The sequence below is a fragment of the Dyadobacter sp. CY326 genome (assembly GCF_021390515.1).
GTDB lineage: Bacteria > Bacteroidota > Bacteroidia > Cytophagales > Spirosomataceae > Dyadobacter.
On sequence record NZ_JAJUXI010000009.1, the window covers coordinates 233567 to 259908 of the forward strand.

The following is a 26342-nucleotide window of genomic DNA, read 5'->3' on the forward strand; positions in this document are numbered from 1 at the left end:
TAAACCAGCACTAAGTCTGATAAAATCCAAAATCCGCATTGCTGCACAGCCGCAGAATAATTACGCAAATTATTCTGCGGACAAGATTCTAATTTGATTGCGAAAAAACGACTCAAAAACAATGACTAACCCAAGCGCGACAGATACGCAGCAAACATTCAGTGATATTCTAATTCACATTCAAAGTGCGAGACAAAAAGCCTTTGCTCAAATCAATACGCTGCTGATTGATCTGTATTGGCTGGTCGGAAAAACCATTAGCCAGAAAGTGCAAAGCGAAGCTTGGGGCAAAGGTGTCGTCTCAGAACTATCGCGCTACATTGCAGATAAGGCGCCTGACATTAAAGGTTTTAGCGATAAAAACCTCTGGCGAATGAAGCAGTTTTTCGAGACTTATCAGGATAACCAGAAACTCTCATCACTGGTGAGAGAATTACCGTGGACGCATAATACCGTCATTTTCTCACGCTGCAAAAGCAATGAAGAACGTGAATATTATCTCAAACTGGTTTCTACTGATAAACTCAGCAAACGTGAACTAGAACGACAAATAGATGCGTCGCAATTTGAACGCAGCTTGATCGGTGCAAAACTCTCACCAGTGGTGAGAGAATTACATCCAAATATCGACCTCGCCTTCAAAGACAACTACGTACTCGAATTCTTGGGCTTACCGGAGGTCCATAGTGAAAAGGATCTGCAAAAGGCGCTCGCTAACAATATGAAGGCATTCATACTAGAATTGGGGCAAGACTTTATATTCATGGCCGACGAATACCGTTTGCAGGTGGGCAGTCAGGATTTTTATATCGACTTGCTGTTTTACCATCGAGGATTATCTGCGTTGGTTGCATTTGAGTTGAAAATCGGCAAATTCTCGCCTGAGCACATGGGACAACTGAACTTTTATCTTGAAGCCCTCGATCGTGACGTAAAAAAGCCCCATGAAAACCCGAGCATTGGCGTTTTGCTTTGTCGTGATAAAGACGACGAAGTAGTGGAGTACTCCCTATCGCGAAACCTGTCGCCGGCACTCATTGCTCAGTATCAATTGCAGCTGCCGGATAAAAAGCTTATTCAGGCTAAGCTGCATGAATTATTGATGTAGGAATTGATTGTACAGTTTGGCACCATTTTCCTGACGTCGGGAAAATGGTCCGCCCAGCAGGCACTTTCCGTTAATTGATGTAATGTTTAGCATTGCCTCACGAGGGCCGCATTATGGAATTGCAATACTATTCCAATTCGGATAATCGATAATGTGTATTAATTCTTCCAGAACAATTCGTAAATCATCTTTCAGCTTATCCACATCGTTCTTACGTGCAATATATCTTCTGTTGTGCGCACTCAAATCGCCCATTTTCTTCAAACTTGGTAAGCTATTCTTTGCGTTCCTTCCTATGTTCCAGGTAGATTCGTTCTTAAATATTTCTATTAAATCGCTTAAATAAAAAAAGTTATCGCCACTATTTTTGAGTTTATTTGAAATATTGTGACGTTCAAATGCTTCAATAATTAAAACTTCCAAAAGCTTTCTCGTCATTACAGAACATGCATCATACAGACCTTGGTCATAACAGCTCGCGGCCTGCTGAGCTATAGAAATTAAATACCCTCTCGTATTATCGAACAATTCCAATGGGAAATAATTACTAGTAGGAATTATGGTTCGGGGTACATTCATCAATGCATCAAGCTCACTTTTTTTAGAACGTTCTAAATGATATGTACCTTTCTGCAAAATGAACTTAGGCGTTTTACCTTTAACTTTTTTAGTGTTGTTTTTAAGATATTGCGGAATATTAGAGTATTTGGTAGTCTTTAATTCCTCAAAATACATTTCAATCTCTTTTGGAGTAGCCCCTTTATTTTCTCTTATAATAGTGTGATAATACAGGAAGTAGTCTATTTTATTGCTCGCGGTAAAGGTATCAAAATCATTAATTATGTGAACAAATGCATCCAATGTCATATTCTAATCTTTTTTATTCCAAGCCTTGATTTGATTACTACCTTTAACTGTTACTGCTAAAATTGAATTATTCGTTTCAATCCACCCAGTCTTACTAGCAGTGTTTCTGATTGTTTGTGGTAGATTTTCTGATATCCTCAAACCAAGTATATCATAGCAACTGTATACGTGATCAAATGTAATTTCTTTTACTTCTAAAACCCCTTGTAAATAATACACAAAGAGCAGATTGCGTTCACTATCGTTTGCAGGAGTATATGAAGCAAAGAAATCTTTAAGACTTACTTTTCCTTCGGGTTCAAAGTTAATATTACTTAGTCGCTTTGATAATCTCGAAGCTTTATGAGCCTTTTTGTTATTTACCACTTCGTTTTCGGACTCTGTACCTTTATTTTCTTTTTTTGGTTTTGAAGATGGCCTTGGCTTAGGAGAAGAACCTGTTGTTCTAGCGATGATTTCTTTTGCCTTTTGTATTCCCTTGTCTAGAATTGAGAAACTATTTTCTAAGGGATTAATGTACCCGCCCTTTACAGCATTCGTAATATAGGCGGATAGACCTTTCATCCTATCTTTGTTTTTGCGGTTAGATTCCGAATATCTTTCGATTATATTTTGACGCGAAAATTCTTCATTACCGTAATTAGAGGAATAAAAAGCATATACAACAATCCATTCGGTTTCTGTACCGGGAAGGTTTTTCATAGAAACGGCTCTAAGTGTTGGATATTCCTCCTCACTTACGGTTTTAGTAGTCGGTGCTGATTTGTCAATTGCCTCTATTTTTGCAACCTCATCTCTATTATCTACGACTTCCGCTTCAGCAAATTCATCGGTTTGTTCACTTGCCGTGCTATCGAAACTGTTTGAAGGAGGAATGTTTGAACCAATTGCTTTTATCCTGCCCGCGGCAGCGGCGTCTCGTAGGGTTCCAGCAAGGTCTTTGGCAACATCATCACTAAATGTTGCTTCAATAGTTCTGTCTGTCGCTGTCTCGTACAATCGAAAAGTATTAATGTTTCGATTTGAACCAGCCTCAGTCTCTACCCTCATCTCTCTAGGTGTTCCACAATAAAGACAGCCTGCATTATCTTCTTCTAATAAAGAATTACAGGATTTGCATCTTACTTGTGTTAAGCATTTACCACAAAAATAGCCTCTCTCCGGTAGAGGTTTGAAACAATTATAGCAGTTTGCCTGCTGATTTACTTCCATAGTATTGTGCTTTCAGGGTTTACAGATTATTACTACAAAAAATTTGAAACCCTAATATACAATTTTACCTAAAAAGACTTGCTTAGTTCAATCGTTCTTCGGCTAACCCAGCATATGGCATATTTCGAACGAGTGGACCTAATTCACTGCTGCTTATTATTTAATGTGCGCTACTATATTTCGCAACGCGATCATCGAGCTGGAATCTATCAAATCAGTACGCTTTTACTAGTTACCACGAAATAAACTCACCCAACCGCCATCTTCGCCATCTCCTTCCAGATATAATGTGGAGCTGACTCGCGCAATGCCCAATTGATACTCATCGGCTTCGCTCCATAATGGTCCATATAATCCGCCAAGCCCAGGAAGACATAGGCAATCGTATTATTGAATTCGTCATTGTTCTTCTCCCGCACAAAAAGAAGAATCGATTTCTCCGTTTGCTTTTACTTTACATATGACAGCCCTTTGCCGGTTTCAGGCCGGGCCGTGTTTTGAGATTGCCAGTGAAATATCTTTTCACTAACTGCGTAATCGTTATACAATGTGGTCGGCGAATAATTTGCTTCGGTCTTTTCAAGCGTTATGAGCAGCAGCTCGGCATTCTTCGCTTCCAAGTTTACGACCCCTTCCCGGTTGCTGGATTTCCTTTCAAATGTGCTTTCTCCAAAAGCGGCCAAGATCTGTTCTCTCGAATATCGGCTATGCACTTTGAGCGGTTGAACGAAAGGCAGATTAGCGTCCATTTCGATGTGCGCAATTCTGTCGATAACGAGTTCGAGCAGCTCGACCATTTCACTCACCAGTTGTTCATTTCTTCCAATTTTTGCAATACTTGCCGATAGGTCCTCTGCTCCGCCTGGGCTTTGCCAAAAGTCGTAGTGAAGCATGGTAAGCATTAACTTTTCATGATCGGGCAACGCATTTACATTTACCTGAAACTTCTGCTTCGCCATCCTTAGAATGAATGACAAATAGCTAAATGAATTACAGCAGAGCCATTTTTTCAGTATCGTGCGCTTCGTCTCCTCCTCATTGATTGGCAATAGATCCTCCAACCGATTCGCCAACTGACAGAGTTTGCTCCAAGTCGCTCGCTTGTAAATTGCTTGCAGCGGAATGTTATGAAACGTGACAAAGTTTTTGAGCGATAAAGGCAATGTGGTTTGATGCCGGAAATTGGCAATTTTGGTAACGAGCTGATTTGTATTGAGTTGGGTCGCCGACCTTATATTTTTTAGGATGATTTCCTTTGCCTTCTTTTCCAAAACAATGGAGCATCCCAATGGCAAATGTGGAAAATCGCGTTCGAGCTCTTCCAACGTGGAAGTATTGGTTTTCCCTATGAGCGCCCTGAATTTCCCTTCAAAATCGTATTCCGGCCGGGCATTGCCAACAAAGTCAAGGACAGTCAAGCACTCCTTACCTTCTGACAATCGCAAACCCCTGCCAAGTTGTTGAAGAAACACGGTCAAGCTTTCGGTAGGCCGTAAAAACAGCACTGTATCAATTTCTGGGATATCGACACCTTCATTGAAAATATCAACCACAAAAAGGTAATTGATATCCTTTCGCAATAATTTCGATTTAATCGTAGATCTCAGTTCTTCACGGTCGCCTCCGCTGATAAGGTAATCTGCTTTTAGCCCAGCCAGTGCAAACTTTTCCGCCATGTAAATGGCGTGTTCCCGAGTGACACAAAAACCCAATGCCCTGACATCCTCATAGTCTGTCAGATAGTTTTTGCAATGATTAATTATTTCCCCAACCCGAAGATCATTGTGCGTGTAAATTCTCGTCAACTCGCTTGGGAGATAGCGTCCATTCTGCCAGGTTGCATTAGATAAATCTGTACTGTCGCTAATTCCAAAATATTGAAATGGACAAAGCAGTTTCCTGTTCATCGCCTCAGGCAATCTGATTTCGGCTGCGATTGTATCACAAAAATCCGCCAGAATATCAGCCCCGTCCGTACGCTCGGGAGTTGCGGTCAAGCCAAGAAGCACCTTCGGCTTAAATTTATTTAGAATTGGGCGGTAGCTATTTGCGGCAATGTGGTGCACTTCATCAACGATAATGAAGTCATAATAGCTTTCCGAAAGCGGTAGTTCCTCAATGCGATTTGCAAGAGTCATCACGGACGCAAACACAACATCGTAGTTGTCTGGCTCGATGCCGTCAACCCAGAGGTCACCAAAGTTGTTGTCACGCAGAATGCCTGCAAAAGTTGCCCTTGCCTGCATCAGTATTTCCTTTCTATGTGCGACGAAAAGAAGTCTTGCGTGAGGCTGGGTTTTAAGAAAGTTCTTGAAATCAAATGCCGAGACTACTGTTTTTCCTGTACCTGTCGCAGCGACAATCAAGTTTCTATTCCTATTATGAATTTGCCTCTCCACTAAAAGCTTTTCTAAAATTTCCTCCTGGAACGGTAAAGGCTTTATATCAAAGAAAGAAGTCCCTTCGACTTGGCCTTTGTTCTTCTCTCTACCGAGGGCCACTTTGAGTTTCTCCGAATGTTCCCCTAATCGGAAATATTCGAATTCTCCGTCTTGCCAATACGTTTCGAAAGTTTTTGCGAACTTGTCGATGATGTGGCCAACTTCCTGAGTCGTTACTTTCAAGTTCCATTCTAAGCCGCTGGTTAATGCAGTCCTAGAAAGATTGGCTGAGCCAATGTAGCCGGTATTGAAGCCAGTGTTTCGAAAGAATAGGTAAGATTTGGCATGCAGCCGTTCATTTTTTGTGTTATATGAAATTTTTACCTCGCAATTAGGTAGCCCCGCTAAAAACTCCACTGCTCTCAAGTCTGTCGCGCCCATGTACGAGGTGGTGATGATTTTAAGAGAGTTACCTCGACGGGTAAATTCTTCAAGTTCCTTCTGGAAGATTCTAATTCCCGACCATTTAATGAAGGAAACAAGGAAGTATATCTTATCAGAAGAAAGGATTTCCTTTTTCAACTCACTTTCGAGCGAAAGTCCGACATTAGAACCCGTGAATAATTCGCTTTGTCCTAAGCCTGTAAATGGGGTTATTTCCTTGATATGTTTTTCAAAATCGGAGAAAGGCGCATCCATTTTCGCAAATACAGCATTCAGGATTTTTCCATTGATGGAAACCAAATCCCCTTCAAAATCGGTGTGATCCAACTCCGTACTAAGCACTCTAATGATTTTGTTCGATAGCTCAATTTGAAGTTCAATACTCTCATCTCCCGATATCAAACTTAGACCGTAGTTCAGAAGGCGACTTACATGCTGACTAAGCACGCGAGCGACCTCACTCTTTTCGACAGGTGTTTCCTTTACAAAGAATTGTTGTTTATCGAGGGAGCTTATCTTTGAAGCGATGAGCTTGGTGATCAAATTCTCGTAAAGGCCTTGCTGCATGAGGGAGGGTTTAGTAATGGTATTTAGATAAAGTTGTAGAAAGGAATTAGTTACCCAAATATTAGTTATGTTAGTCATTCTTCAATACTCACCATATGTCTATAAAAATCCTAAACATTCTAACTCTACTGGCATCCACGCTCTCCGCTTTCTCTCAGGAAAAAATGGTAAGTGTAAACGGCGTTAATTATCACGTTCTTACGAGAAGCTTGGAGCAAAGAAAGCCAAGTCAGCCAGTGCTGGTTTTTGAAAATGGCATGGGTATGGGGCTTGCAAATTGGAATACCATAACGGATTCGCTTGCTAATGGTGCCCCTGTTTTTCTTTATGACAGGCAAGGCGTGGAGAAATCAGAAAAGGTTTTCCAGCTGCCTACTCCTCAGAAGATAGCAGCGAACCTCAAATCACTTTTGCAGGAAATGAAAGTTGAACCGCCGTATATATTGGTCGGTCATTCCATCGGTGGTATATACACGCGGGCTTTCGCAGGATATTATCCCGATGATATTGCGGGGCTCGTGTTTGTTGATCCAGCAGATTTTACGGAAACAAAAGCGGACTGGAATCAGATATTCAGATCGATAGGCGTTTCTGAAAAGCAAATTGACGAGATGCTTATTAAGCGATTATACACTCCTTCGAAAGTAGATTCGTCGCGCTACGCCGCATGGAGCGAGGGACAAGTTTTAACGGATCTCCGAAAAACCGACTTCGCTGAGCTTAGTAGCTTACCCATTCCACAGGTGCCCATCCTGTTTTTTGTAGGCGGAAAGTTGGAAGTCCCACTGGAACGCCGAAGTAAGGATTATGATCACGAGCGGTTCTTTGAAGTAAAAAATAGCTCCAATATGCTAAAATGGAGGCGCTTTATTCACGCTTCCAGTAAAGGTGGCGCACTGATCTATTTAAGCAACAGTGGACATTTTGTGCACCGGGACGACGCAGCGATGGTGATTGGGAATATAAAAATGATGCTCAAAGGTTTAGAAAAATAAATCCGAAAGACTCCAATGCCGAGTAGGGATATGAGAAATATGCAAATAACTTAATCCCGGACCAGACGAACTGAAAGTCCGCCAGAAACTGGGCCATCCCAACGGAAAGCTTTTTTTAAATTTTTTTTATTGCTACTGGGAGGTCCACCGTAATGAAAGTTCCATGCCCAGGCGCTACTATCTGTACTAGGTAAGGACGTCCAAAAGATACCGAGAACACCTTGGGCAAAATAGCTACCATCAGGTTTCCGATGACCTCCTGCAGGCGCGTCGAACCCACTGCTATTAGTATCATTACCGTCTTCATTCCAGCCTTTAATGCTTTTTAAGGCTTCACCGGCATTGTCCTTTCCGCCAAAATGATTCACAAGCATAACCCATTCGCTATCCGTCGCTAAATGCCAACCGCCGGGGCGGGCTTTTTTCGCTGCCTTCCAGGTGTAAAGCAAGCCCAGCTCTTTCCGATTATTTTCATTGTCATCATAAGCATAGCTGCCTTCCACTTTGTAGTTTAGGTTTTGCGCCATCCAGGTAACGGTTTTGCCCGTCGAATCTTCTTTAAAGCTGATTGTTTTATACGTTTGACCATCTCGCGAGTCAGTGAAGGTCCCGGTAGATTGGGCAATTCCTACTTGTGTAAAAAACAAGGTAGCAACTACGGTAAAGATGTGTTGTTTCATCATTGTGATTTCAGGTTTAGTTTTGTATAGTTACTTACTTCAAGAAAAAGACTCACTATAAACCGCATTACAAATTGATAAACAACTCCTATGCCTATACACGTAGCGATTACCCGTAAAGTACTTCCTGGAAAGGAGGACGAGTTCAAAGAAGCGTTGCGACATTTTTTAGGAGATTCTTTTCTGTATGGCGGCGTTCATGGCGCAGCTATGATGACTGCTTTACCGGGCAGCGAAAGCCGTGAAATAGGAATATTAAGGACTTTTGCCAACCAGGCAGACCGTGATGCTTTTTATAATTCAAAGCTTTTTAAAGACTGGGAAGCCTATGCATCGACATTGACGGAAGATCCGGTATATCGGGAACTTACCGGCTTGGAAGCATGGTTCCGCTCACCTGTTCCTCCTCCGAGGTGGAAAATGGCAGTGGCAACACTGTGTGGAGTATATCCTACCAGCCTGTTTCTCACTTATGCTCTTGGGCCGTTCATTCAAGGGCTTCATCCTGCATTAAGAACTTTGATTGTGGCCGGATGTATGGTGGGGCTGCTTACCTGGATCGTGATGCCGCAGGTCACGAAGGTGCTGAAACCGTGGCTTTCGGGAAGCTCGAAAAGTAGCAAGTAAAGTTGGGAGCAATTGTTCGACGAAATCATCTAAAACCTGTCCGTGCAAAGGGTTCATAACCGAGCTAAATTTCGTATTTAGCGACATTCTGAGCACAAGATAAATGATTTCCGATACAATTTAGAAAGCCAAAAGACATGAATAAAAAAATTAATTGTTGCATAGTGTAGGTGTCAAATGTTAAAAATTAAATCTGTATTAATTCGCAGCCTCAAAGCAGTATACGTTGTAATTTGTCGACGCGAAAATCCTGCCTTTCTTTCCATCTTTGGTGGGCAAGCCAGTAACAAAACCCGTAAACCAGGAGTCGTGGCGATTTTCTAGTTTTATGTCCGGAGAAGGCATATCCCACAACAGTTTTCCTGTTTGAATGTCAACTGCGAGAAGCGACTTGGTATATATGTAATAGACCACACCATCCTGGTGGTACAAGTCGCTTGTCAAAGCGCTAGCTTTTTGGGTCCATCGTTGTGATCCTGTATTGGCATCCACACAGTATAGAATTGCATTATCACCGTTGAGCAAGAGCTTGTCGTTCACTAGAATAAAGTCATTAAAACCTGTGAACATGTCCGACAAACTTCTCCTCCATATTTCTCTGCCTGTCATTAATTCAAAGCACCCAACGGTAGTCAATGATGTTACATATACTTTATCATCATGTACAATAGGTTTAAGGCAGGACGATGCACCGCCGATATCGGGGCGAATGGCTATTCTTTCATAGACCCATTTTTTATCGGTTATATTATACAGACCGAAATAGCTACGCGTGTGATTGTATTGATCTTTTGGGCCTGGTTCGGTAAATGGCACAACCATATAATCGACACCATTCCTGCTAAAAGCTTCAATATTCAGCATTGAACCGCGGTAGTAACTGGAATCTGTGTCAACGTATGCATATTCGTCTTTCATTTTCGGCATGACCAACTCTTTGACCTCACCAGTCTTGACATTGCCTGCAAAAATTGTCGGTTCGATTCGGTGTTTTCTTTGAGATTCTATACTAATCCCGGCAACAAAATATTGATTTGCTAAAAAAGCCGGATAGGGGCGGAGGCCTAAATCAGGTTGCCTGGTTTTCCAGATTGTTCCACCTGTAACGGTATTAATATAATAGGTAGTGCTGGCATCGTGTAGCAGCATGGCTCCGAAATAAAGTCCAATACTCTGACGTAAAGTGCCTATACTCTTACTTTGGAATTCATCCCACTTCCAAATGTTTTCACCAGTCTCCAGATCCTTCAGCAACAAATATTGCTCATTCTTCGCATTCGACCCGGCAGATTTGCGCATCCCGACAGCTAATATGCCGCGGTTATCAATGATATAACCCCTATGCAACCCAAACGATCGCGGCCCCTCTGAAATGGAGGATTTCCATACATGGGGTAGCCTGGTGATTACACCTTCCTTGTCGGTGTCGGTAGAGATTTTCTCTGGGGTACACGCTAGCATCCAGGAAAAAAGGATAGAGAGTGAGGTGTATTTTATATTCATACTTTGCACTTTTGAATGACTTGCTTTTACTTTCAAAATTGAATGCTCAGCCCCGTATTAATGATGCCTTTATAGCCATAACCCAGCTCAGTAAATACGCCCAACTGGTTACCAAATCTGACTCCGAAAGCTGTTAGTTGTGAAGTAGGTCCATAAGTGCGTGTTGATGTGCTGAAGTTATCCAAGGATGATTGTATTGAGTAGAATCCAAGTCCGGCCATTGCATAGAGCTTGATTCCAGGTTTCTTGAAGAAGAACCAGCTCACTTCTCCCGCCATCGTTAAAATCCGCGAATCAGTCGTTGTGAAATCCCTTAGCCAGAATACACTTTCACTAACATTTTTGTTAAAACCTGTTGTTCCGCCAATTGCAAGTCGATCTGATACAAAATATTTATAGCTCGCGAACACGCCCCTTGACGGAGCGTCAAATCTCGGTTTGAAAGCGATGCAAAGTTGGATAGCCCCAGCCATAAAGTAGATAGTGGGTTTTCCGCAGTTATCACCGCGTAACTCGCCACAATTTCACTTTCACCTTTATGCTGGCCAAAGCAAGGAAATGTTAAGACAGCGAATAAAATGATCTCCGACGTAATTTTTTTCATGATTTGATCGACTTAGTTGAGGATTTTAGTGGGCGAGTATTCTTTTTGTCCAATACAAAGTAACTTACATAACATTAAATGATACCTTGTCCTCTGACACGGATATGACTTGTTCTTCAACATAGATTCGTGTTGTCTTGCGACAAGATCACATGATCTTTGGCGAGAAACGATTAAGTGTATGCCTAACTTTGCGTTTTATGAGAGTTACAGAAGAGACAAAACCATTACAAAAGATACTGGACGCTCCCAGGTTTATTCTGTCCGAAGAGGTAAAGGCGCGGTTTCAAGAAAGCATGACGCGGTTTATGATTCCGAAGGGCAGAGTTCTGGTAGACGTAGGACAGGTGAGTAAGTGCCTCTATTTTATAGAAAAGGGGGCTATGCGAACCTATTATCTGAGAGGTTCGGAGGATATTACATCTCTTCTTGTTTCAGATGGAGACATTGTTTGCATTGCGGAAAGCTTCCTGATGCAAAAAGCATCGAATGATGTATTGGAAACACTGGAAGATACCAATGGGATTTCTATTTCCTATGAGATGTACCGCAAGCTAGTACAAGAGGATGTAACTATGGCTGGTTTGGCCGTACAATTGTTGGAGCAGCACTTGATCAATTTCACCGAGCGGGTAAAGGTATTTAAGTATCTTTCTGTTGAGCAAAGAATAGCACATTACATTAGTCAGCCTTCATCACTGTTCCGACGAATCCCTGATCATTACATTGCAACATACCTGGGCACAACCGCAGCTACTTTTAGCAGGTGTTTAAAATCAATAAATATTGATAAAAACATTGCTACCCGAGCATAAAGTTGATGGTTTATTGCTTGCTGCTTTTGCCTAGCAGGGTAGCTTTAAAATAGGCCCAAAAGTCGTAGTTATCAACTCCAAAAAACCACAGGCATTTTCAAACTTTGCACATCCAACCAACATGTCTATTCTCGCTTAAATAATTTTTACAGTAAATCGTAGACTATGACAATAAATGGAAAAAGACAGAATGGGCAACCCCTGTTGATCTCGAACAGTACAACCAGAAGCATGGAACGAGTACCGCTATATAGCAATGAGTTCTCTGAAAGTTGGCTGCAAAAACTCATACATGAAAACCCGTCTCTTCTTCCAATCAGTGAGGTTGAATCAGGATTTGCTCCTGCAATTTCTATGGGACGGGAAATAAAAACGAAGGCTGGCTACATTGATAACCTGCTCATCTCACCAGATGGTTATATTACGATTGTAGAAACAAAACTTTGGCGGAATCCAGAGGCAAGAAGAGAAGTGGTCGGACAAATCCTAGACTATGCCAAAGAATTAAGTAAATGGACTTTCTCTGATTTGGATATCAGCCTGAAACGATACGGCCAAAGTTCTGAAGGGGTTGTTGCGAAGGTCCGCAGACATCCGGGTTGCGAAGATAAAGAGGAACATACACTGATAGACAACATCAATAAAAACCTCAGAAGAGGGCGGGTCCTACTTTTAATCGTTGGAGACGGAATCCGTGAAAGCGTTGAAGAAATGGTCGCGTATCTGTCACAATCGCCCCAGTTACACTTTACACTGGCACTGGTCGAACTGCAAGTATACAGGCTTGGCGATTCTATTGATCCCTTGTTAATCATTCCACAGGTAGTAACAAGAACAAGAGAAATTACGAGGGCTGTTGTACGCGTAGAAGGAGACTATTCTACTGGATTAACATTAAATATTGACAGCGACCTGGGGACTGAACCAGAAACATTGCAAAGGAGATCATCAGGGCGAACCACACTTTCGGCCCAAGACTATTTTGAGCAGCTGCTGCAAAACACAAATTCCTACACCGTCGATTTTGTGAAAAAGGTAATAGCAGATGGTCAGCAAATCGGCCTAACTGTTGAATGGAACACATCCAGTTTTGGACTTCAATTCCCTGATCCGGCCGGAAGCGGGCTAAGAGTTACTATTATGACGTTTGACAAAAAGGGTCAGATTATGTTAGGATTTGCTGACAAGCAACTTGAAGCCTTGGATATCCCATCCAAAATCAATTACAGTTTTTGCGCAGATACGGCTGTGATGTTTACCGGACTTGCACCTAATCCTCTTAAATTGGGAAGCTGGAACCGAAGAATTTCCATCTCCGAGTTAATTCCTTTGTATAATCATTTTATGGAAAGACTAGAAGTATACCTAAGTGAAATATCCAATTCGCAAATGACGCCGGATTAGATTTATAGTTTCAATGGCAAACGTATTTTTGCTATTTTTACATCAGTATCATCGCAGTTACCACCGCCAAACCACAGGCATTTTCCAAACTTTGAACACTAAAAACCACCCGAAAACTCACCCAAAATCAGCGAATATCCAGACCTAAACCGCTCAATTTTCGCTAAAAGAATTATACATAACAAATATACTGTTGTACTATATGTATAAAAAATAGTGAGTCTTTCGTGTAGTTCACTTCAAATAAAGGAGACAAAACCTTGATTACGAGTCGATTAAAGGCAAAGTTCGAGACCCGTCTCCCTCCGCGCGGCGGCGGCCCACACAATAAGGTCCTGACTTTTAGGGTTTCCTTTTGTGCTCATTGAGTTTTTAGCTTAGTCGGTTAGAGCGCAAGTGTCGATGCGATATCATCATTTTAATCTCCTGCGATTACATCATAACCGCCATTCGCAGAACATTATAATGACCCGGTTATTTTGCTATTCTTGCTTGATAGATAGCGGCTATAAATTATCTTGTGTCCCAAACAAGTCGAAATTCGAGCACGAATGAAACGGCACATTTCCCTGATGAGCTTATTGGTCGAAGATTATGACGAAGCGATCTCCTTCTACGTTCAAAAGCTTGGCTTTGAGTTGCTAGAAGATACGCTGTTAACCGAAACCAAACGCTGGGTACGCATCGCGCCAAATGGTGCGGCTGAATGCTGTTTGCTGCTCGCAAAGGCTGGCACGGAAGATCAGAGGGCGTGTATAGGCGATCAAACTGGCGGACGGGTCTTTCTTTTTCTGAACACGGATGATTTTTGGCGCGACTACCAAAACCTGGTTGCAAATGGTGTTCAAATAATCCGGCAGCCGTCAGAAGAGCATTATGGTACAGTGGCAGTCTTTGCCGATCTCTACGGTAATCTGTGGGATTTGATCGAAACAAAAAATTAACCTGCACCCACTTTTCGCTGGCCGAAATGTATTTTCATCGATCGTTCGCCTAGCGCGGGCAAACAAGTACTAAATCGGATACAACAATTTCAACTGATGAAACCACAAAAATGCCTTCTGGTAATCGATATGCAAAAGGGCTCTTTTACGCCCGACACACCCCGGTATGAAACGGATTCGATTGTAAAAAAAATCAACTCACTTGCATCCATGTTTCGAAAGAATTCATGGCTTGTGGCGTTTGTGCAGCACAATGGAAGCTCGATGGACGAGTTTATTCCCAACACTTCCGATTGGGAATTACTAGATGATTTGGAGGTTCATGAACAGGATTTGATGGTTGAGAAATTCGCGAATGATGTATTTTATAATACCAGCTTACATGCAAAGCTGAAAGAGCTAAATGTAAACGAACTGGTTATAACAGGCTGTGCAACAGACTTCTGTGTAGAATCCACAATTCAATCAGCGCTTGTGAAAGACTTTGATATTTTGGTGGTAGAAGACGGCCATACTACGGGAAACCGCCCGTTCATGGACGCAGAACAAGTCATCAACCATTATAATTGGGTGTGGAAAAACATGACACCAACAAAGGGGAAAATCGACGTTTGGCCTTACTCAACTGTAATGACATTGCACGAGCAAGAAATCGACCAGTCTTAATGGAAATGGACAAATCAAACGGATACGAGGACCACGCGGAGACATTCATCCGCTGCCGCTCTAAGGGCATCAATGGAGTCGGCGCGCCATCAGTTCGGCACTGGGCAAGGTCACTGTCTCCAAATGCGACAGTTCTGGATGTAGGTTGTGGCGCAGGCGACCCGATTTCGAAGACATTGGTAGATGAAGGTTTGATCGTTTATGGAATTGATGCGTCGCCCTCGATGGTTCAAATCTTCAAGCAGAACTTCCCAAATAGCCCCGTCGCCTGTGAAGCCGTTGAAGATTCCACATTTTTCAATCGGCAGTTCGATGCCATCATCGCCTGGGGGTTAATGTTCCTTTTGCCGGAAGAAATACAGGAAGTTGTGATTCAAAAAATGGCAGATGGACTTTACGCTGGCGGGAAACTTTTGTTTACGGCGCCTGCACAACAAATGAAATGGGAAGATGCCATTACAGCAATAGAATCGATAGCACTTGGAGCGGAGAAATACAAAGATCTGCTAGATGCATCAGGACTTTCGCTTATCGAGGAATTTGAGGATGAGGGAGGGAATCATTATTATCATACAGTAAAGCTTTAAGCTAAAATCAATCTACGGCCCGACCTTCGGAAGAGCTAAATCAAAAAAGGACTGTCGCCAACAGTCCCCGAATTCCTAAGCTTTCGCTCCCATCTTCTCGAAGCCTTCCCAAAGCACTTTCAAATCAAAAAGCGCCGACTTTTCGGCCGTATCAAACGGAATATCCGATCTCATGTCCCACAGCTTCGAAACGAAAACCAACAAACCGTAAAAAGTATAAAACAACCCTGAATTCGTATTCATACCCGCCCGGTTTTCACCCCGACCTTTGATGCATCATTTTAACTATCAGAGATCATGAAAACCATTTTAATTACAGGAGCAAGCAGCGGTATCGGTAAAGAAACTGCTAAATTATTTCACGCAAAAGGCTGGAACGTTATTGCCACCATGCGCAATCCGGATAACGAAGCTGAATTAGCGGAATTGGAAAATATATTGGTTACCAAACTCGACGTTCTTGATCCTGCATCTATTGATCATGCTGTGAATGAGGGTATTGCCAAGTTCGGGCAGATTGATGTTTTATTGAATAATGCTGGTTATGGCGCTTACGGTGTGCTCGAATCCTTTTCGAGAGAGCAGATCATCCGGCAGTTCGATACGAATGTGATCGGTTTGCTGGATGTGACCAAGGCTTTGCTGCCCCATTTTCGCAGCAAAAAAAGCGGTATCATTATCAATGTGTCGTCTGTCGGCGGCAAGATGAGCTTCCCGCTGGGGACTTTGTATCATGGGACGAAATTCGCCGTGGAAGGCATTTCCGAATCGTTAAACTTCGAGGTGCGGGAATTTGGCGGGCAGGTTAAAATCATCGAACCGGGCGCTATTGCTACGGATTTCACGGGCCGCTCGCTGGAATTCAGTAATGATGAAAGCATGACAGAATACCAATCGATCATCGGCAAACTGTTGGCAGCTACGCAAGCCATGTTTGAACAAGCTTCTCCTGCCAGCGTTGTGGCCGGGGTTATTTACGAAGCCGCTACCGACGGCAAGGATCAATTACGTTATATTGCGGGTGAAGATGCCAAGGCCATTGTCGCGCAACGCCAGCAGGCTGACGACGCCACTTTTACCGGTATCATCAGATCCCAATTCGGTTTGTAATTTAGAAATCATTCACACCTCATTGCCCGCGCAATGAGGTTATATTTGTTCCTATGAGCACAAACATTCACTTGCGCACCGTCGAGGACCTGTTCAGATTTTTCAGGCTAGACCAGCCTGTGCGCCATCCGCTGATCGCCATCATTGATTTCAGCCAGGTGCGCGAAGGGGTCATTGAAGACACGAAACTATCGGCCGATTTCTACACACTGATTTTTAAGAATTACAATCGAAATCACGTTCGGTACGGCCGTAAGCTGGTTGATTTTACAAATGGTAGCCTGATCTGTCTGTCGCCCAACCAGGTGCTGGAAATGGACAACGACATTGAAGTTTCGCCACAAATGATTGGATGGGGTCTATCATTTCACCCCGATCTGATCCGGGGCACCCCGCTGAATGACAAAATGAAGAGTTACAGCTTTTTCTCATACGAAGTCTCAGAAGCGCTGCACTTGTCGGAAAAGGAAAAGCAAATTTTGACGGATTGCGTTCAAAAAATCGAAGCGGAACTATTGGAAAACATTGATGTGCATAGCCAGTCCATTCTTGTATCCGGCATTGAAATGCTTTTAAATTATTGCTCCCGGTTTTACGGCAGACAGTTTATCACCAGAAAAACCTCCAATAATACGGTGATTATGCAGGTCGAGAAGCTGCTGAACGAATATTTCGAGCTCGGCGACCTCAGTGAACGCGGCCTGCCGACAGTCAGATATCTTGCTGAACAAGTAAATTTATCCCCCAATTACCTAAGCGACCTCCTGAAAAAAGAAACCGGCAAAAACGCGCAGGACCATATCCACTATCACCTGATTGAGGAGGCTAAAAATATCCTTTTAAGCAGCAGCCGCTCAGTCGGCGAGATTGCCTACGGTCTGGGCTTTGAATATCCTCAGTATTTCAACAAGCTGTTTAAACAGAAGACAGGGAAGACGCCGGTGGCGTTCAGAAATATGAATTAGCGGCTTGTTACGTACACCGCATTCCGTTGAGCATCATGTAAAACCAAAAAAGGACTGTCGCCAACAGTCCTCCAATTCTTAAACTTTCGCCCCCATCTTCTCAAAACCCTCCCAAAGCACCTTCACATCAAAAAGCGCCGATTTTTCAGCCGTATCAAACGGAATATCCGAATGATAAAGCGCCAGATCGTGGATCATTTTGAGCGAATGTGCCAGCTCCTTGCAGCCCTGACATTCTACAAGATACCAAAACTCGGCTTGGGATTGCGTCAGCGAATCGACGACTTTTGATGCGTGACGTGCATCATTCGTTGGGTTGGTGGAATGTTCGTTCGCGCCAACACCTCGTCCATCCGACGTTTGCATAGTTTAAATGGATTTGGGTGAAAAGAAAAGGGGAAGTCACTGCAAACGTCAGTAAAGCGAACTTTAGCAGGTCGCGGGACTTTCACCCGTCTGCTTCCCCAAGGCCATTTTGGCCTGCATTTTAATTGTAGGTTCATATAAATTTACTAAACGTTTGCGGGGCAAATATAGGGGAAAGTTCCAACTTATGCTTTTCGGAAAATTTAGCTACAAGCGAAGCTTTTCGGAAGTGCTCTCGCTGCTCTGTAACTTTTAATTCCTAAATTGGTTCCGCGTTTCACCTAGCTAGCATTCTAGCAACAGAGTTCACGATATCCATATTAAATAAAGTCAATATGAGCTTAACAAACCAGGTATATGGCGTCTCGAATGAGTTAATCGGCACGTACATAGATAGGGAAAGTGTTGACAAGGCTTTCACCGATGGTCTAGAAAAAAATAAACATATAATAATTTACGGAGCTTCTAAACAAGGAAAAACATCCTTAACCAATAGACATTTATCCGAAGACGATTTCATCAAGGTTAATTGTTCACCTTCATCGTCCGTTCTGGATATATATAACTCGATCGCGAGACAATTGAATATCGAGATATTAGAATCAAAAGAAGTGACAACAACTATTGGTGGTGAAGCCAAAGTAGGATTAAAAGCTAAAATTCGGATACCCTTCTTTGGAGGAGGAGACGCCGAAACAGAGGCTGGCGTGAAAGGTGAAAATGGAAATGAAAAATCTTATAGAATTATTGATTACAATCTTGCCCTTGCTCAGGACCTCTCTGAACTATTAAGAAGTATGGAATTTAAAAAAAGAATAATCCTAGAAAATTTTCATTACTTAAACGAGGACGTTCAAAAGCAATTGGCAATTGACTTAAGAATTTTTGAGGATTATAACATTCTTTTTATAATTCTTGGAATATGGCGTGAAAAAAATAGATTGGTACAATTCAATGGAGATCTTGTTGATAGATTAATTGAGGTTCCTGTTGAACCTTGGGAAAAAGAAGATTTGAAAAAAATTACAGCTGAGGGATTAGCTCTACTGAATACTAGCTTAGAAGACGTCGTTGACTATATTATAGATAGCTGCTTTGATAGTGTTGGCGTTTTTCAAGAAATCTGTAAGGAATCTTGCTATGCTGCAGGTGTAACTGAAACTCAAACAACTTTGAAGATAATAACTCAGGCTAATGTTGACCAAGCTATTGATAAAAAACTTGGTGACTATTCGAGTCGACATACCAGATGTTTAGAATCATTTATCGAGCAAAAAGCACGTTCATCGCAAGAAATTCCATTATACATTCCCTATTATTTTATTAATGTATTATTCGAAGAGCCAATGGAAAGCATCATTGAAGGTTTAAAACGAAAGGCATTGCAAGAAAAAATTAAAGGTACTCATCATCGTCCAGACGATGTAAGATCGTCTGATATGGGATATTTCCTTAAAAACCTCGTTGGAAGCCAAATTGCTAAGGGAATTTCACCACCGATTTTCGACTACGATAATAGTACCAGCTCAATCAAAATTATTGATTCAACATTTTATTTTTTTCTAAAGAATTGTGATCGTGAAGAAGTCCTCAGTTATTTTGCCAAACCCGAAGGCCTTCAAAACTAAGCTTGAAACATTCAAGCATGCTAATTATTGCAATTTAACTTAGAGCCAGTCTGGTCTGCTTATATCGTGCTGTCAACCGTCTACTGCATTCCTAACAACCCTTACAGTCTTGATTTGTTGAGCTCCTTTGGACATTGCTCCTTTGGACATTTTGTTAATTGGTTTGTTAAATGTCTTGCAAAGCTATGTCAATATCAAGGTGATTTTATCAGCGCAAAGAATAATGCCTATGGAAGGATTTTCATCCTCACTTTTTTCCGGACGGTCGAGTAAGGAGAGTTAGAGATTCATATATTACACCGGAAAAGCTTCCGACTAATGCCAATTCTTGATTATCACCTTATGAAGCCTGACTTGCAAAACTGTCAATGCATTTATAAGATCTTCAAAACCTAGTACTTCTCCAAAAATCATATTTTCGCGCATCTGCTTATAGTCCGCTTCCCAGGCAGGGAGGAGATTTGGCGGCGGGACGAATACAATTTTATCAGGACTATGATTGTTGTAATCTACTTCCGAAAGCGCAGTAAACATCTTGCGGTGATCGACAATCGTTCGATATAAATCTGCACCCGACAAAGCAATTTCCGCAAACTCTGATTGACTTAGCTTTTCAATGTCGTACAAATGCCTGCTTAACCTGTCAACCCGTATTCTTTCTGGTGCTTTTTGAAATTCCTCATGAAGGAGAAATATCTTTTCGAGAAACGTTCGTTCCGGATTTACGATAGGAATTGTAATAGGTCTGTCGGCAAACGGTCGATCACTAAAATTTTCAGCCACCAATGTTGAAAATGTTCGTTGAGTCGTCGGCTCTGTAAGTGAGCGGCAACCAACTTCCACTAAAACACCAGGTCTAAGATAATTTTCCTTCTCGGTGAGTTTGGGATAATAGATTTCAATAATAATTGGATCCTGATCTGATTGACCAGTGTCTGCATAACGAATATTTACATCCTTAAAACCGGCGGCCACAAAACGCTCGGTAAGTTCTGTAACAAATGTTGTAGTCATAAAAGCATATGATGCCTTTCTTAACTTCTTAATTTCTTGACGGTTCAAATCACCTGCAAAACCCAAATATTCCCTGTCAATGGCCAGATCAATATCTTCGGAAAACCTTTGGATAAGATTCCAGCCTTTACTTAATGATGTTCCTCCTTTAAAAATGAGTGCAGGTGCACATTCCATAGAAAAAATCAAGGCCAAGGTATGTACCACCCACCAGTCTTTCTCTACGGCGATACTAGGCAGACCAATCCTGCGCCCCGTTTCAGTATATATATTTTGTTTGGTTGCATCAGAGAGTTGCAACCACGATCTCAATTTAGGTAAATCAATCATTTGTATGTGTGTGTTGAAGTGGCCGCATTAATTGCCTGATCCATTCAGGTGCCACTTTTATGTCATGTTGGAGATGATATGGCTTTTCATACTTAAGTCTTTCTTTTATTATCTGCAATTCCTCATTGGTGACGTTGCCTTTACCAATAGAGCGAAGGGCCTGGATTACGAGTTTGCTAATTTCACCGATGGCTGAAACGTTGCGGGCACTTGCCTTTTTGAATGTGATAGTCTGCTTTCCGATCTTTACTTGCCGGGAGGATGAATCTGTGTAATAAACAATGTTCATTGGGATTTGTGTAGTTAGTCCCAATTTATAAAGTGCATAACTACCTGTCGGGACTGCCCGAGCTTTGTCGCGCTTTATTATCGCTTCCGCAATTTCCTCAATCCCGGGGAGCATCATTCCGATCATCTCGTCTTCTACAGGCCGTAGATAGATTCCGGTAGCTGCACGCTGTAACTTACTAGTTTGTACAAGCCGCTCCAAAACTTTTGAAACCGTTTTTGCATTTGAAACGCTCAAAAAACTATCCGGAAAAAACAATGTGCCCCTTGGTGAACGGTTTATTTTTTCAAGTATTTGATCATCAGCACTTTCCATAAATAAGTACGTATACGTTTTGTCGCAAATTTAACCAATATTTGCGACAAAACGCAGACGTCAAAACTATCTAGAGCCTAATTGCTCATCAATCGCCTGTAACTCGCCGGTATTTTAAACCCTCTACCTCACCAACTGCAAATCCGCAATACTCTTAATCCGATTCCGCTCCAAAAACGCATCAATCGTCTCAAAATGCTCGATCACTCTTTTATCCTTAAACTCAAAAACCTTTTGAGACAACCCCTGTAAAAAGTCACGATCGTGGGAAACCAGCACCAGCGTTCCGTCAAAGTTTCTGAGCGCTTCTTTCAAAACGTCTTTTGACTTTAAATCCAGGTGGTTCGTGGGCTCATCGAGAATTAGCAGGTTTACAGGTTCCAGGAGCAGCTTTACCATGGCAAGCCGCGTTTTTTCCCCGCCCGACAAGACACTTACTTTTTTGTCAATATCTTCGCCCTGGAACATGAAGGCTCCCAAAATATTTTTGATCTGGGTTCTTACATCTCCTTCTGCGACCTCGTCCACCGTCTGAAAAATAGTCAGATTGGGATCCAATAAGGATGCTTGGTTTTGGGCGAAATAGCCAACTTTCACATTATGTCCAAGCTGGCAGGTTCCTTCGACGTGGATCTGGCCCATGATGGCCTTGATCATCGTAGATTTACCTTCACCATTCCGGCCTACAAATGAGACCTTTTCGCCTCTTGAAATGGTCATGCTTGCATTTTTGAACACAACCTGATCTCCGTAGGATTTTGAAACATCTTTTACGGTAACCGGATAGTCCCCTGACCGTGGCGAAGGTGGAAAACGGAGTTTTAGGGCAGAATTATCGATTTCGTCAATTTCAATAATTTCCAGTTTCTCTAACATGCGTTCGCGGGAGGAAACCTGGTTGGTTTTGGAATATGTTCCGCGAAAGCGTTCGATGAATTGCATGTTGTCAGCAATCATTTTCTGCTGTTCCTGATATGCCTTCACCTGGTGTGATCGACGCTCCTCACGCAATACCAGATAATGCGAATAGTTGGCTTTATAATCAAAAATCCGGCCCATGGTTACTTCAATGGTACGGTTGGTAATGTTGTCGATGAAAGCACGGTCGTGGGAAATGACCATTACTGCATTGGACTTATTGACCAAAAAATCTTCCAGCCACATTACCGATTCAATGTCAATATGGTTGGTCGGCTCATCCAGCAAAATAAGGTCCGGCTTTTGCAAAAGTATTTTGGCAAGCTCAATGCGCATCCGCCAGCCTCCGCTGAATTCCTTGGTTTGACGCTGAAAATCTTCCGGCCTGAATCCCAATCCTTTCAAGGCTTTCTCAACCTCCGCGTCATAATTGACTTCTTCCAGCTGGTAATATTTTTCACCTAGTTCGGTAACCTGTTCGATGATGGCCATATATTCATCGCTCTCGTAATCTGTGCGGGTTTCGAGTGCAAGGTTCAGTTTTTCCATCTCGGCACGCATTTCAAAAACCTGCTTGAACGCCTTGGCCGCTTCCTCGAAAACAGTACAGTTATCTTCGGTAAGTAAATGTTGCGGCAAATAAGCGATCACAGCGTCTTTGGGTGCGCGTACATGGCCGCGATTGGCTTTTTGTTCACCAGCAATAATTTTCATCATCGTGGATTTCCCCGCTCCATTTTTACCCATCAGGGCAATTTTATCAGTAGGATTAATCACGAAGGAAACTTCGCTAAAAAGCACAGATCCGCTGAATTCAACGGCCAAATTTTCAACTGTAATCATCGTCTCATTTTTTGAAGCCGCAAAGGTACGATGATACAACTATTGACCAACAATGTTGAATCAATTGTTAATCACGAGTGTTTTTTAATAAAGACATTACGTCTTACTTAACTAATTTACAAGCAGATAATCAACTAAAACATATGGACTTACGCACGACATTATCAGTAAATGAGAGCTTTATGGAAATGCTGACAGATATCAAAAACCGTGGAGCAAAAGCGGAAATGATTCTGGACATCAACGGACTGGAACGGGCTGAAGGAATTATAAAGGAAATTCACACCGACGATCCAAACCCTTACATTGAACTACAAGACGGCAGAAAGATTGTAGAAAAAACAATAGCCGCATTGAATGGACTTTTCAGGCCTGAGTATGCTGGGTGTTAATACCTTATGCATTGACCGTCTTTTCAATGATATAACGGGGACGGCCCTTTACTTCTTCATAAATCTTACCAATGTACTCCCCGATAAGTCCAATGGCCATCATGTTAAAGCCGTTGAAAAACATAAGCGGTAGCATAGTTGAGGTCCAGCCGGGGACGGTGCGGCCAAGAATGTAGGAAAGAAGTATATATGCCACAATCATCATTGCAATAACGAAGTTGGCGACCCCAAAATACAGCACCAACCGCATTGGAAATATCGAAAATGAGGTAATGCCATTCCATGCGAATAAAAGCATTTTTTTTAGCGGGTATTTGGTTTCTCCTGCCTCTCTGCCCAAGCGGCTATAAAACACTTTTTCATTCTGATAGCCAATCAGCGGAACAATACCACGGAGGAACAAGTTAATCTCCTGAAATTTACCCAACTCTTGAAGGACTCGCTGATCCATCAGACGAAAGTCTGCATGATTAAATACAAGCGGAACGCCCATCTTCTGCATGATCACATAGAAACTTTCAGCCGTAAAGCGCTTAAACCAAGTATCAGAGCTACGGTTATCACGCACACCGTAAACGATCATAGCACCTTTGCTGTGTTTATCAATCATCGCCGTAATGGCGTTGATATCATCTTGTAAATCTGCATCAAGGGTGACAAAACAATCGAAGTCATTCGCATGCTTTTCCAAACCAGCCATAATTGCACTTTGATGGCCAAAATTTCGTGACAAACGTACTCCAATGATATTCCCGTCTTTGCTGCAAAGGTCTTGGATAATTGTCCACGTTTTGTCAGTGCTGCCATCGTCTACCAAACAGATCCGACTGTCTTCTGCAATAAGTCCTTGACCTTTGATAGTGTTGTAATAGTCGCTCAATGCAATGTAGGTGCGAAAAATGATTAACTCTTCATTATAGCAGGGGATTACCAAAACCAGGCGCGCTGGACCCATATGTCAATTTATTAGAAACCAGTAAGAGTTGTTTAGATGTCAGTGTCGAAGTTTTATCAAATTCCCTCATGTTTAGCATATACTTGATGCGTTTTTGTTTTTTTGACAAGTACGAATCCAATCAACTCCGGATGATTGAGAAATAGCTTATATGTTGAGTCACTTGCAAAATAGGAATTCATTTTATCATTAATAATTACACAATTTACTTTGTAGTCTACGATACACTTATCAAAACGTTCGGGTCGGATAATATCATAATAATTAAAAGACCAGTTTTGACCGACGTAACGGTTATAAGAAAAAGGCGCATCTCCACCCAGAGCTGAAATCTTTCCTTTCAATTTGCAATTCCTAAGCATTAAAGAAAATTCTTTTGAAGGTAATGGCTTAAATTGAGCGCTTTCTTTATATTGAGAAATATAAAGCAGAGAAATAATTAAGATACTGAATCCAATTGCCGCGTAATCAGCTAACCAATTTCGTTTCAATGATATTTTTTTGAATGCTACACAATTGCACAACATTGCAAATAAATACATGTATAAGAAAAAGTGATAAAGTATATAATGAGTGCGTGGATAAATAAAAAAATTGGATATATATGTAGGAGCAAGCATTAATAAGAATATTATTATGAAAACTAGATTTTGCCTGAAACCAAGAACAATATTTTCATAACTCTTCTGGTAGTCTGTCCTTATTGCTAGCAAGAATCCGAAAAATAGAATTACATATTTCCGGAATGGAAATTGAATATTATTAAAAATTATATCTGCAAAATATGATGGAATAATTTTTATATAATGAATAATATTAAGTTTAATATGCCAAAAAACAAGAACTGGGTTGGTTATAATAGCGTCTTTTATAGACACCAACTTATGGCCAAATGCATTTGTTGTGATTTGATTGAAATGATTCCATGGCGATAGATTTAATTGCGGATTGGACTCGATGTAGTTGATAGAGAAATGATGTTTGAATGTCCAGAAGCTTCTGTCTCTTTCGCCAATGGGCGTTCCCAGGAAATATCCACATATTATTGTAATTGATAACATTAGAAAGACATATCTCAATTTTTTCTCTCGAAGGCAAACATATCCGGTTACAGCATACAGAAGGAAAAAGGCTATGTAAAGTTCCGGTCTCGCGTACGCTGCCAAGAATACAAAAAAGCAGCAAGTTGACAATTTATGCGTAAGATCCTTGCAGTAGGTAAATGCCAGAAGACCTAACAAGAGAAAAACGATTGCATAATGAGTCAACTTCGGTGTTACGGGATAATTCAGGCTGGAAAACATGAACATAATCGTAATGATAGCCGCTATCCAGATGTTAATGTTACGCCCTCTAAGCAAAAGGTAAAGTAATATAAAAGGAACTGTTGATGTAATGATATAATTGATATAGAAGGTTTTAATAGCATCATTAGTTATAAGTTGAAGCAGTAGCTGAAATGCATAATATAAAGGACCATCATCAGCACCTCTATATTTTCCTTCTAATAGCATCATGCCGAAAGAAAAATACAAATCATCATCATCTGAAATGATGTCTAGCCGATTACTGTAATTATAATTAATTAGCGCAGCTGCTATCAGTACGAATATTAAAGTTAGAAATGGTAGAAATGTGAGCCGCTGCTTTATATAAGATGGCTTTGTCGCCAATGTTGCATTGTTGGTATCAGATGATATTGATTGAATTGACCTGTTTGACATTTCACTTTCAGTTATAATTTATTACATATTTGATGAATTGACATCCGTTTAGTCAATTAGCCAATGCTTTTAAATGTATACTGAACGCA

The 26342-nt window shown here is 41.6% G+C and carries 26 protein-coding genes; 12 read left to right on the top strand and 14 right to left on the bottom strand.

What is annotated here, in order from left to right; translation table 11 throughout:
* The first annotated feature begins 121 nt into the window (after window positions 1-121).
* Complete coding sequence (locus tag LZG73_RS19115) at window positions 122-1108, top strand: YhcG family protein (RefSeq protein ID WP_233853520.1); 987 nt, start codon at window positions 122-124, stop codon at window positions 1106-1108.
* Window positions 1109-1219: 111 nt separating this feature from the next.
* Here the strand turns inward: LZG73_RS19115 and LZG73_RS19120 are convergent, their stop codons facing one another.
* From LZG73_RS19120 to LZG73_RS19135, 4 genes are all read right to left on the bottom strand, one after another.
* The gene (locus tag LZG73_RS19120) at window positions 1220-1975 is read right to left on the bottom strand and encodes a hypothetical protein (RefSeq protein WP_233853522.1); all 756 of its coding nucleotides are present in this window, start codon (window positions 1973-1975) and stop codon (window positions 1220-1222) included.
* A gap of 3 nt (window positions 1976-1978) precedes the next feature.
* A complete protein-coding gene (locus LZG73_RS19125; protein WP_233853523.1) occupies window positions 1979-3187 on the bottom strand; it encodes a zinc ribbon domain-containing protein in 1209 nt (402 codons plus the stop codon).
* A gap of 248 nt (window positions 3188-3435) precedes the next feature.
* On the bottom strand, window positions 3436-3606 hold the full coding sequence (locus LZG73_RS19130; RefSeq protein ID WP_233853525.1) for a hypothetical protein: 171 nt from the start codon (window positions 3604-3606) through the stop codon (window positions 3436-3438).
* Between the two features lie 30 nt (window positions 3607-3636).
* On the bottom strand, window positions 3637-6579 hold the full coding sequence (locus LZG73_RS19135) for a DEAD/DEAH box helicase (RefSeq protein ID WP_233853527.1): 2943 nt from the start codon (window positions 6577-6579) through the stop codon (window positions 3637-3639).
* 95 nt (window positions 6580-6674) lie between these two features.
* On the opposite strand from LZG73_RS19135, the gene LZG73_RS19140 reads away from it, so the two are divergent.
* Window positions 6675-7574: an alpha/beta fold hydrolase gene (locus LZG73_RS19140; RefSeq protein ID WP_233853528.1), complete on the top strand. Its 900-nt coding sequence runs from the start codon at window positions 6675-6677 to the stop codon at window positions 7572-7574.
* A gap of 50 nt (window positions 7575-7624) precedes the next feature.
* Here LZG73_RS19140 and LZG73_RS19145 read toward each other — a convergent pair whose 3' ends face one another.
* The gene (locus LZG73_RS19145; RefSeq protein ID WP_233853530.1) at window positions 7625-8257 is read right to left on the bottom strand and encodes an FISUMP domain-containing protein; all 633 of its coding nucleotides are present in this window, start codon (window positions 8255-8257) and stop codon (window positions 7625-7627) included.
* A gap of 87 nt (window positions 8258-8344) precedes the next feature.
* On the opposite strand from LZG73_RS19145, the gene LZG73_RS19150 reads away from it, so the two are divergent.
* Window positions 8345-8881, top strand: a complete 537-nt coding sequence (locus LZG73_RS19150; protein WP_233853532.1) for an antibiotic biosynthesis monooxygenase — start codon at window positions 8345-8347, stop codon at window positions 8879-8881.
* A 198-nt stretch (window positions 8882-9079) separates the two neighbouring features.
* Here the strand turns inward: LZG73_RS19150 and LZG73_RS19155 are convergent, their stop codons facing one another.
* Both LZG73_RS19155 and LZG73_RS19160 read right to left on the bottom strand, forming a co-directional pair.
* Entirely contained in the window at window positions 9080-10384 is a 1305-nt protein-coding gene (locus tag LZG73_RS19155) for a PQQ-binding-like beta-propeller repeat protein (protein WP_233853535.1), read from the bottom strand.
* 32 nt (window positions 10385-10416) lie between these two features.
* Window positions 10417-10857 (bottom strand): outer membrane beta-barrel protein, encoded by a 441-nt coding sequence (locus LZG73_RS19160; protein ID WP_233853536.1) that lies wholly within the window; start codon window positions 10855-10857, stop codon window positions 10417-10419.
* A 331-nt stretch (window positions 10858-11188) separates the two neighbouring features.
* Here LZG73_RS19160 and LZG73_RS19165 point away from each other — a divergent pair, with 331 nt between their 5' ends.
* The 5 genes from LZG73_RS19165 (at window position 11189) to LZG73_RS19185 (ending at window position 15404) form a co-directional block, all read left to right on the top strand.
* Window positions 11189-11803, top strand: a complete 615-nt coding sequence (locus LZG73_RS19165) for a Crp/Fnr family transcriptional regulator (RefSeq protein ID WP_233853538.1) — start codon at window positions 11189-11191, stop codon at window positions 11801-11803.
* A 231-nt stretch (window positions 11804-12034) separates the two neighbouring features.
* On the top strand, window positions 12035-13207 hold the full coding sequence (locus LZG73_RS19170) for a hypothetical protein (protein ID WP_233853540.1): 1173 nt from the start codon (window positions 12035-12037) through the stop codon (window positions 13205-13207).
* A 551-nt stretch (window positions 13208-13758) separates the two neighbouring features.
* Window positions 13759-14151, top strand: a complete 393-nt coding sequence (locus LZG73_RS19175) for a VOC family protein (RefSeq protein WP_233853542.1) — start codon at window positions 13759-13761, stop codon at window positions 14149-14151.
* A 96-nt stretch (window positions 14152-14247) separates the two neighbouring features.
* Window positions 14248-14817: a cysteine hydrolase family protein gene (locus tag LZG73_RS19180; RefSeq protein WP_233853544.1), complete on the top strand. Its 570-nt coding sequence runs from the start codon at window positions 14248-14250 to the stop codon at window positions 14815-14817.
* 5 nt (window positions 14818-14822) lie between these two features.
* Window positions 14823-15404: a bifunctional 2-polyprenyl-6-hydroxyphenol methylase/3-demethylubiquinol 3-O-methyltransferase UbiG gene (locus tag LZG73_RS19185; RefSeq protein WP_233853546.1), complete on the top strand. Its 582-nt coding sequence runs from the start codon at window positions 14823-14825 to the stop codon at window positions 15402-15404.
* 75 nt (window positions 15405-15479) lie between these two features.
* Here LZG73_RS19185 and LZG73_RS19190 read toward each other — a convergent pair whose 3' ends face one another.
* The gene (locus LZG73_RS19190) at window positions 15480-15647 is read right to left on the bottom strand and encodes a hypothetical protein (protein ID WP_233853548.1); all 168 of its coding nucleotides are present in this window, start codon (window positions 15645-15647) and stop codon (window positions 15480-15482) included.
* 54 nt (window positions 15648-15701) lie between these two features.
* Between LZG73_RS19190 and LZG73_RS19195 the strand changes: the two genes are divergently transcribed.
* Both LZG73_RS19195 and LZG73_RS19200 read left to right on the top strand, forming a co-directional pair.
* A complete protein-coding gene (locus LZG73_RS19195) occupies window positions 15702-16514 on the top strand; it encodes an SDR family oxidoreductase (RefSeq protein WP_233853550.1) in 813 nt (270 codons plus the stop codon).
* A 53-nt stretch (window positions 16515-16567) separates the two neighbouring features.
* Window positions 16568-17479, top strand: coding sequence for an AraC family transcriptional regulator (locus LZG73_RS19200; protein ID WP_233853554.1), 912 nt, complete (start codon window positions 16568-16570; stop codon window positions 17477-17479).
* 78 nt (window positions 17480-17557) lie between these two features.
* Here LZG73_RS19200 and LZG73_RS19205 read toward each other — a convergent pair whose 3' ends face one another.
* A complete protein-coding gene (locus LZG73_RS19205) occupies window positions 17558-17845 on the bottom strand; it encodes a hypothetical protein (RefSeq protein WP_233853555.1) in 288 nt (95 codons plus the stop codon).
* A gap of 335 nt (window positions 17846-18180) precedes the next feature.
* Between LZG73_RS19205 and LZG73_RS19210 the strand changes: the two genes are divergently transcribed.
* Window positions 18181-19473 carry a hypothetical protein gene (locus LZG73_RS19210; RefSeq protein WP_233853556.1) on the top strand — a complete coding sequence of 431 codons (1293 nt, stop codon included), beginning with the start codon at window positions 18181-18183 and terminating at the stop codon, window positions 19471-19473.
* A gap of 315 nt (window positions 19474-19788) precedes the next feature.
* Here LZG73_RS19210 and LZG73_RS19215 read toward each other — a convergent pair whose 3' ends face one another.
* The 3 genes from LZG73_RS19215 to LZG73_RS19225 form a co-directional block, all read right to left on the bottom strand.
* A complete protein-coding gene (locus LZG73_RS19215; protein ID WP_233853558.1) occupies window positions 19789-20817 on the bottom strand; it encodes a nucleotidyl transferase AbiEii/AbiGii toxin family protein in 1029 nt (342 codons plus the stop codon).
* On the bottom strand, window positions 20810-21421 hold the full coding sequence (locus LZG73_RS19220; protein WP_233853561.1) for a DUF6088 family protein: 612 nt from the start codon (window positions 21419-21421) through the stop codon (window positions 20810-20812). Before LZG73_RS19220 ends, LZG73_RS19215 begins: the two co-directional genes overlap by 8 nt.
* A gap of 123 nt (window positions 21422-21544) precedes the next feature.
* Window positions 21545-23182, bottom strand: coding sequence for an ABC-F family ATP-binding cassette domain-containing protein (locus LZG73_RS19225; protein WP_233853563.1), 1638 nt, complete (start codon window positions 23180-23182; stop codon window positions 21545-21547).
* A 143-nt stretch (window positions 23183-23325) separates the two neighbouring features.
* Between LZG73_RS19225 and LZG73_RS19230 the strand changes: the two genes are divergently transcribed.
* Window positions 23326-23574: a hypothetical protein gene (locus LZG73_RS19230; protein ID WP_233853565.1), complete on the top strand. Its 249-nt coding sequence runs from the start codon at window positions 23326-23328 to the stop codon at window positions 23572-23574.
* A gap of 4 nt (window positions 23575-23578) precedes the next feature.
* Here the strand turns inward: LZG73_RS19230 and LZG73_RS19235 are convergent, their stop codons facing one another.
* Together LZG73_RS19235 and LZG73_RS19240 are read right to left on the bottom strand one after the other, a co-directional pair.
* Entirely contained in the window at window positions 23579-24529 is a 951-nt protein-coding gene (locus tag LZG73_RS19235; RefSeq protein ID WP_233853567.1) for a glycosyltransferase family 2 protein, read from the bottom strand.
* 56 nt (window positions 24530-24585) lie between these two features.
* Window positions 24586-26253, bottom strand: a complete 1668-nt coding sequence (locus LZG73_RS19240) for a hypothetical protein (protein ID WP_233853569.1) — start codon at window positions 26251-26253, stop codon at window positions 24586-24588.
* Window positions 26254-26342: the final 89 nt, after the last annotated feature.

Bases quoted from the DNA above. Each gene is read 5' to 3' on its own strand.
- LZG73_RS19115 (WP_233853520.1), top strand. From the start codon at position 122: ATGACTAACCCAAGCGCGACAGATACGCAGCAAACATTCAGTGATATT.
- LZG73_RS19120 (WP_233853522.1), bottom strand. From the start codon at position 1,975: ATGACATTGGATGCATTTGTTCACATAATTAATGATTTTGATACCTTT.
- LZG73_RS19125 (WP_233853523.1), bottom strand. From the start codon at position 3,187: ATGGAAGTAAATCAGCAGGCAAACTGCTATAATTGTTTCAAACCTCTA.
- LZG73_RS19135 (WP_233853527.1), bottom strand. From the start codon at position 6,579: ATGCAGCAAGGCCTTTACGAGAATTTGATCACCAAGCTCATCGCTTCA.
- LZG73_RS19140 (WP_233853528.1), top strand. From the start codon at position 6,675: ATGTCTATAAAAATCCTAAACATTCTAACTCTACTGGCATCCACGCTC.
- LZG73_RS19145 (WP_233853530.1), bottom strand. From the start codon at position 8,257: ATGATGAAACAACACATCTTTACCGTAGTTGCTACCTTGTTTTTTACA.
- LZG73_RS19150 (WP_233853532.1), top strand. From the start codon at position 8,345: ATGCCTATACACGTAGCGATTACCCGTAAAGTACTTCCTGGAAAGGAG.
- LZG73_RS19155 (WP_233853535.1), bottom strand. From the start codon at position 10,384: ATGAATATAAAATACACCTCACTCTCTATCCTTTTTTCCTGGATGCTA.
- LZG73_RS19160 (WP_233853536.1), bottom strand. From the start codon at position 10,857: ATGGCTGGGGCTATCCAACTTTGCATCGCTTTCAAACCGAGATTTGAC.
- LZG73_RS19165 (WP_233853538.1), top strand. From the start codon at position 11,189: ATGAGAGTTACAGAAGAGACAAAACCATTACAAAAGATACTGGACGCT.
- LZG73_RS19170 (WP_233853540.1), top strand. From the start codon at position 12,035: ATGGAACGAGTACCGCTATATAGCAATGAGTTCTCTGAAAGTTGGCTG.
- LZG73_RS19175 (WP_233853542.1), top strand. From the start codon at position 13,759: ATGAAACGGCACATTTCCCTGATGAGCTTATTGGTCGAAGATTATGAC.
- LZG73_RS19180 (WP_233853544.1), top strand. From the start codon at position 14,248: ATGAAACCACAAAAATGCCTTCTGGTAATCGATATGCAAAAGGGCTCT.
- LZG73_RS19185 (WP_233853546.1), top strand. From the start codon at position 14,823: ATGGACAAATCAAACGGATACGAGGACCACGCGGAGACATTCATCCGC.
- LZG73_RS19190 (WP_233853548.1), bottom strand. From the start codon at position 15,647: ATGAATACGAATTCAGGGTTGTTTTATACTTTTTACGGTTTGTTGGTT.
- LZG73_RS19195 (WP_233853550.1), top strand. From the start codon at position 15,702: ATGAAAACCATTTTAATTACAGGAGCAAGCAGCGGTATCGGTAAAGAA.
- LZG73_RS19200 (WP_233853554.1), top strand. From the start codon at position 16,568: ATGAGCACAAACATTCACTTGCGCACCGTCGAGGACCTGTTCAGATTT.
- LZG73_RS19205 (WP_233853555.1), bottom strand. From the start codon at position 17,845: ATGCAAACGTCGGATGGACGAGGTGTTGGCGCGAACGAACATTCCACC.
- LZG73_RS19210 (WP_233853556.1), top strand. From the start codon at position 18,181: ATGAGCTTAACAAACCAGGTATATGGCGTCTCGAATGAGTTAATCGGC.
- LZG73_RS19215 (WP_233853558.1), bottom strand. From the start codon at position 20,817: ATGATTGATTTACCTAAATTGAGATCGTGGTTGCAACTCTCTGATGCA.
- LZG73_RS19220 (WP_233853561.1), bottom strand. From the start codon at position 21,421: ATGGAAAGTGCTGATGATCAAATACTTGAAAAAATAAACCGTTCACCA.
- LZG73_RS19225 (WP_233853563.1), bottom strand. From the start codon at position 23,182: ATGATTACAGTTGAAAATTTGGCCGTTGAATTCAGCGGATCTGTGCTT.
- LZG73_RS19230 (WP_233853565.1), top strand. From the start codon at position 23,326: ATGGACTTACGCACGACATTATCAGTAAATGAGAGCTTTATGGAAATG.
- LZG73_RS19235 (WP_233853567.1), bottom strand. From the start codon at position 24,529: ATGGGTCCAGCGCGCCTGGTTTTGGTAATCCCCTGCTATAATGAAGAG.
- LZG73_RS19240 (WP_233853569.1), bottom strand. From the start codon at position 26,253: ATGTCAAACAGGTCAATTCAATCAATATCATCTGATACCAACAATGCA.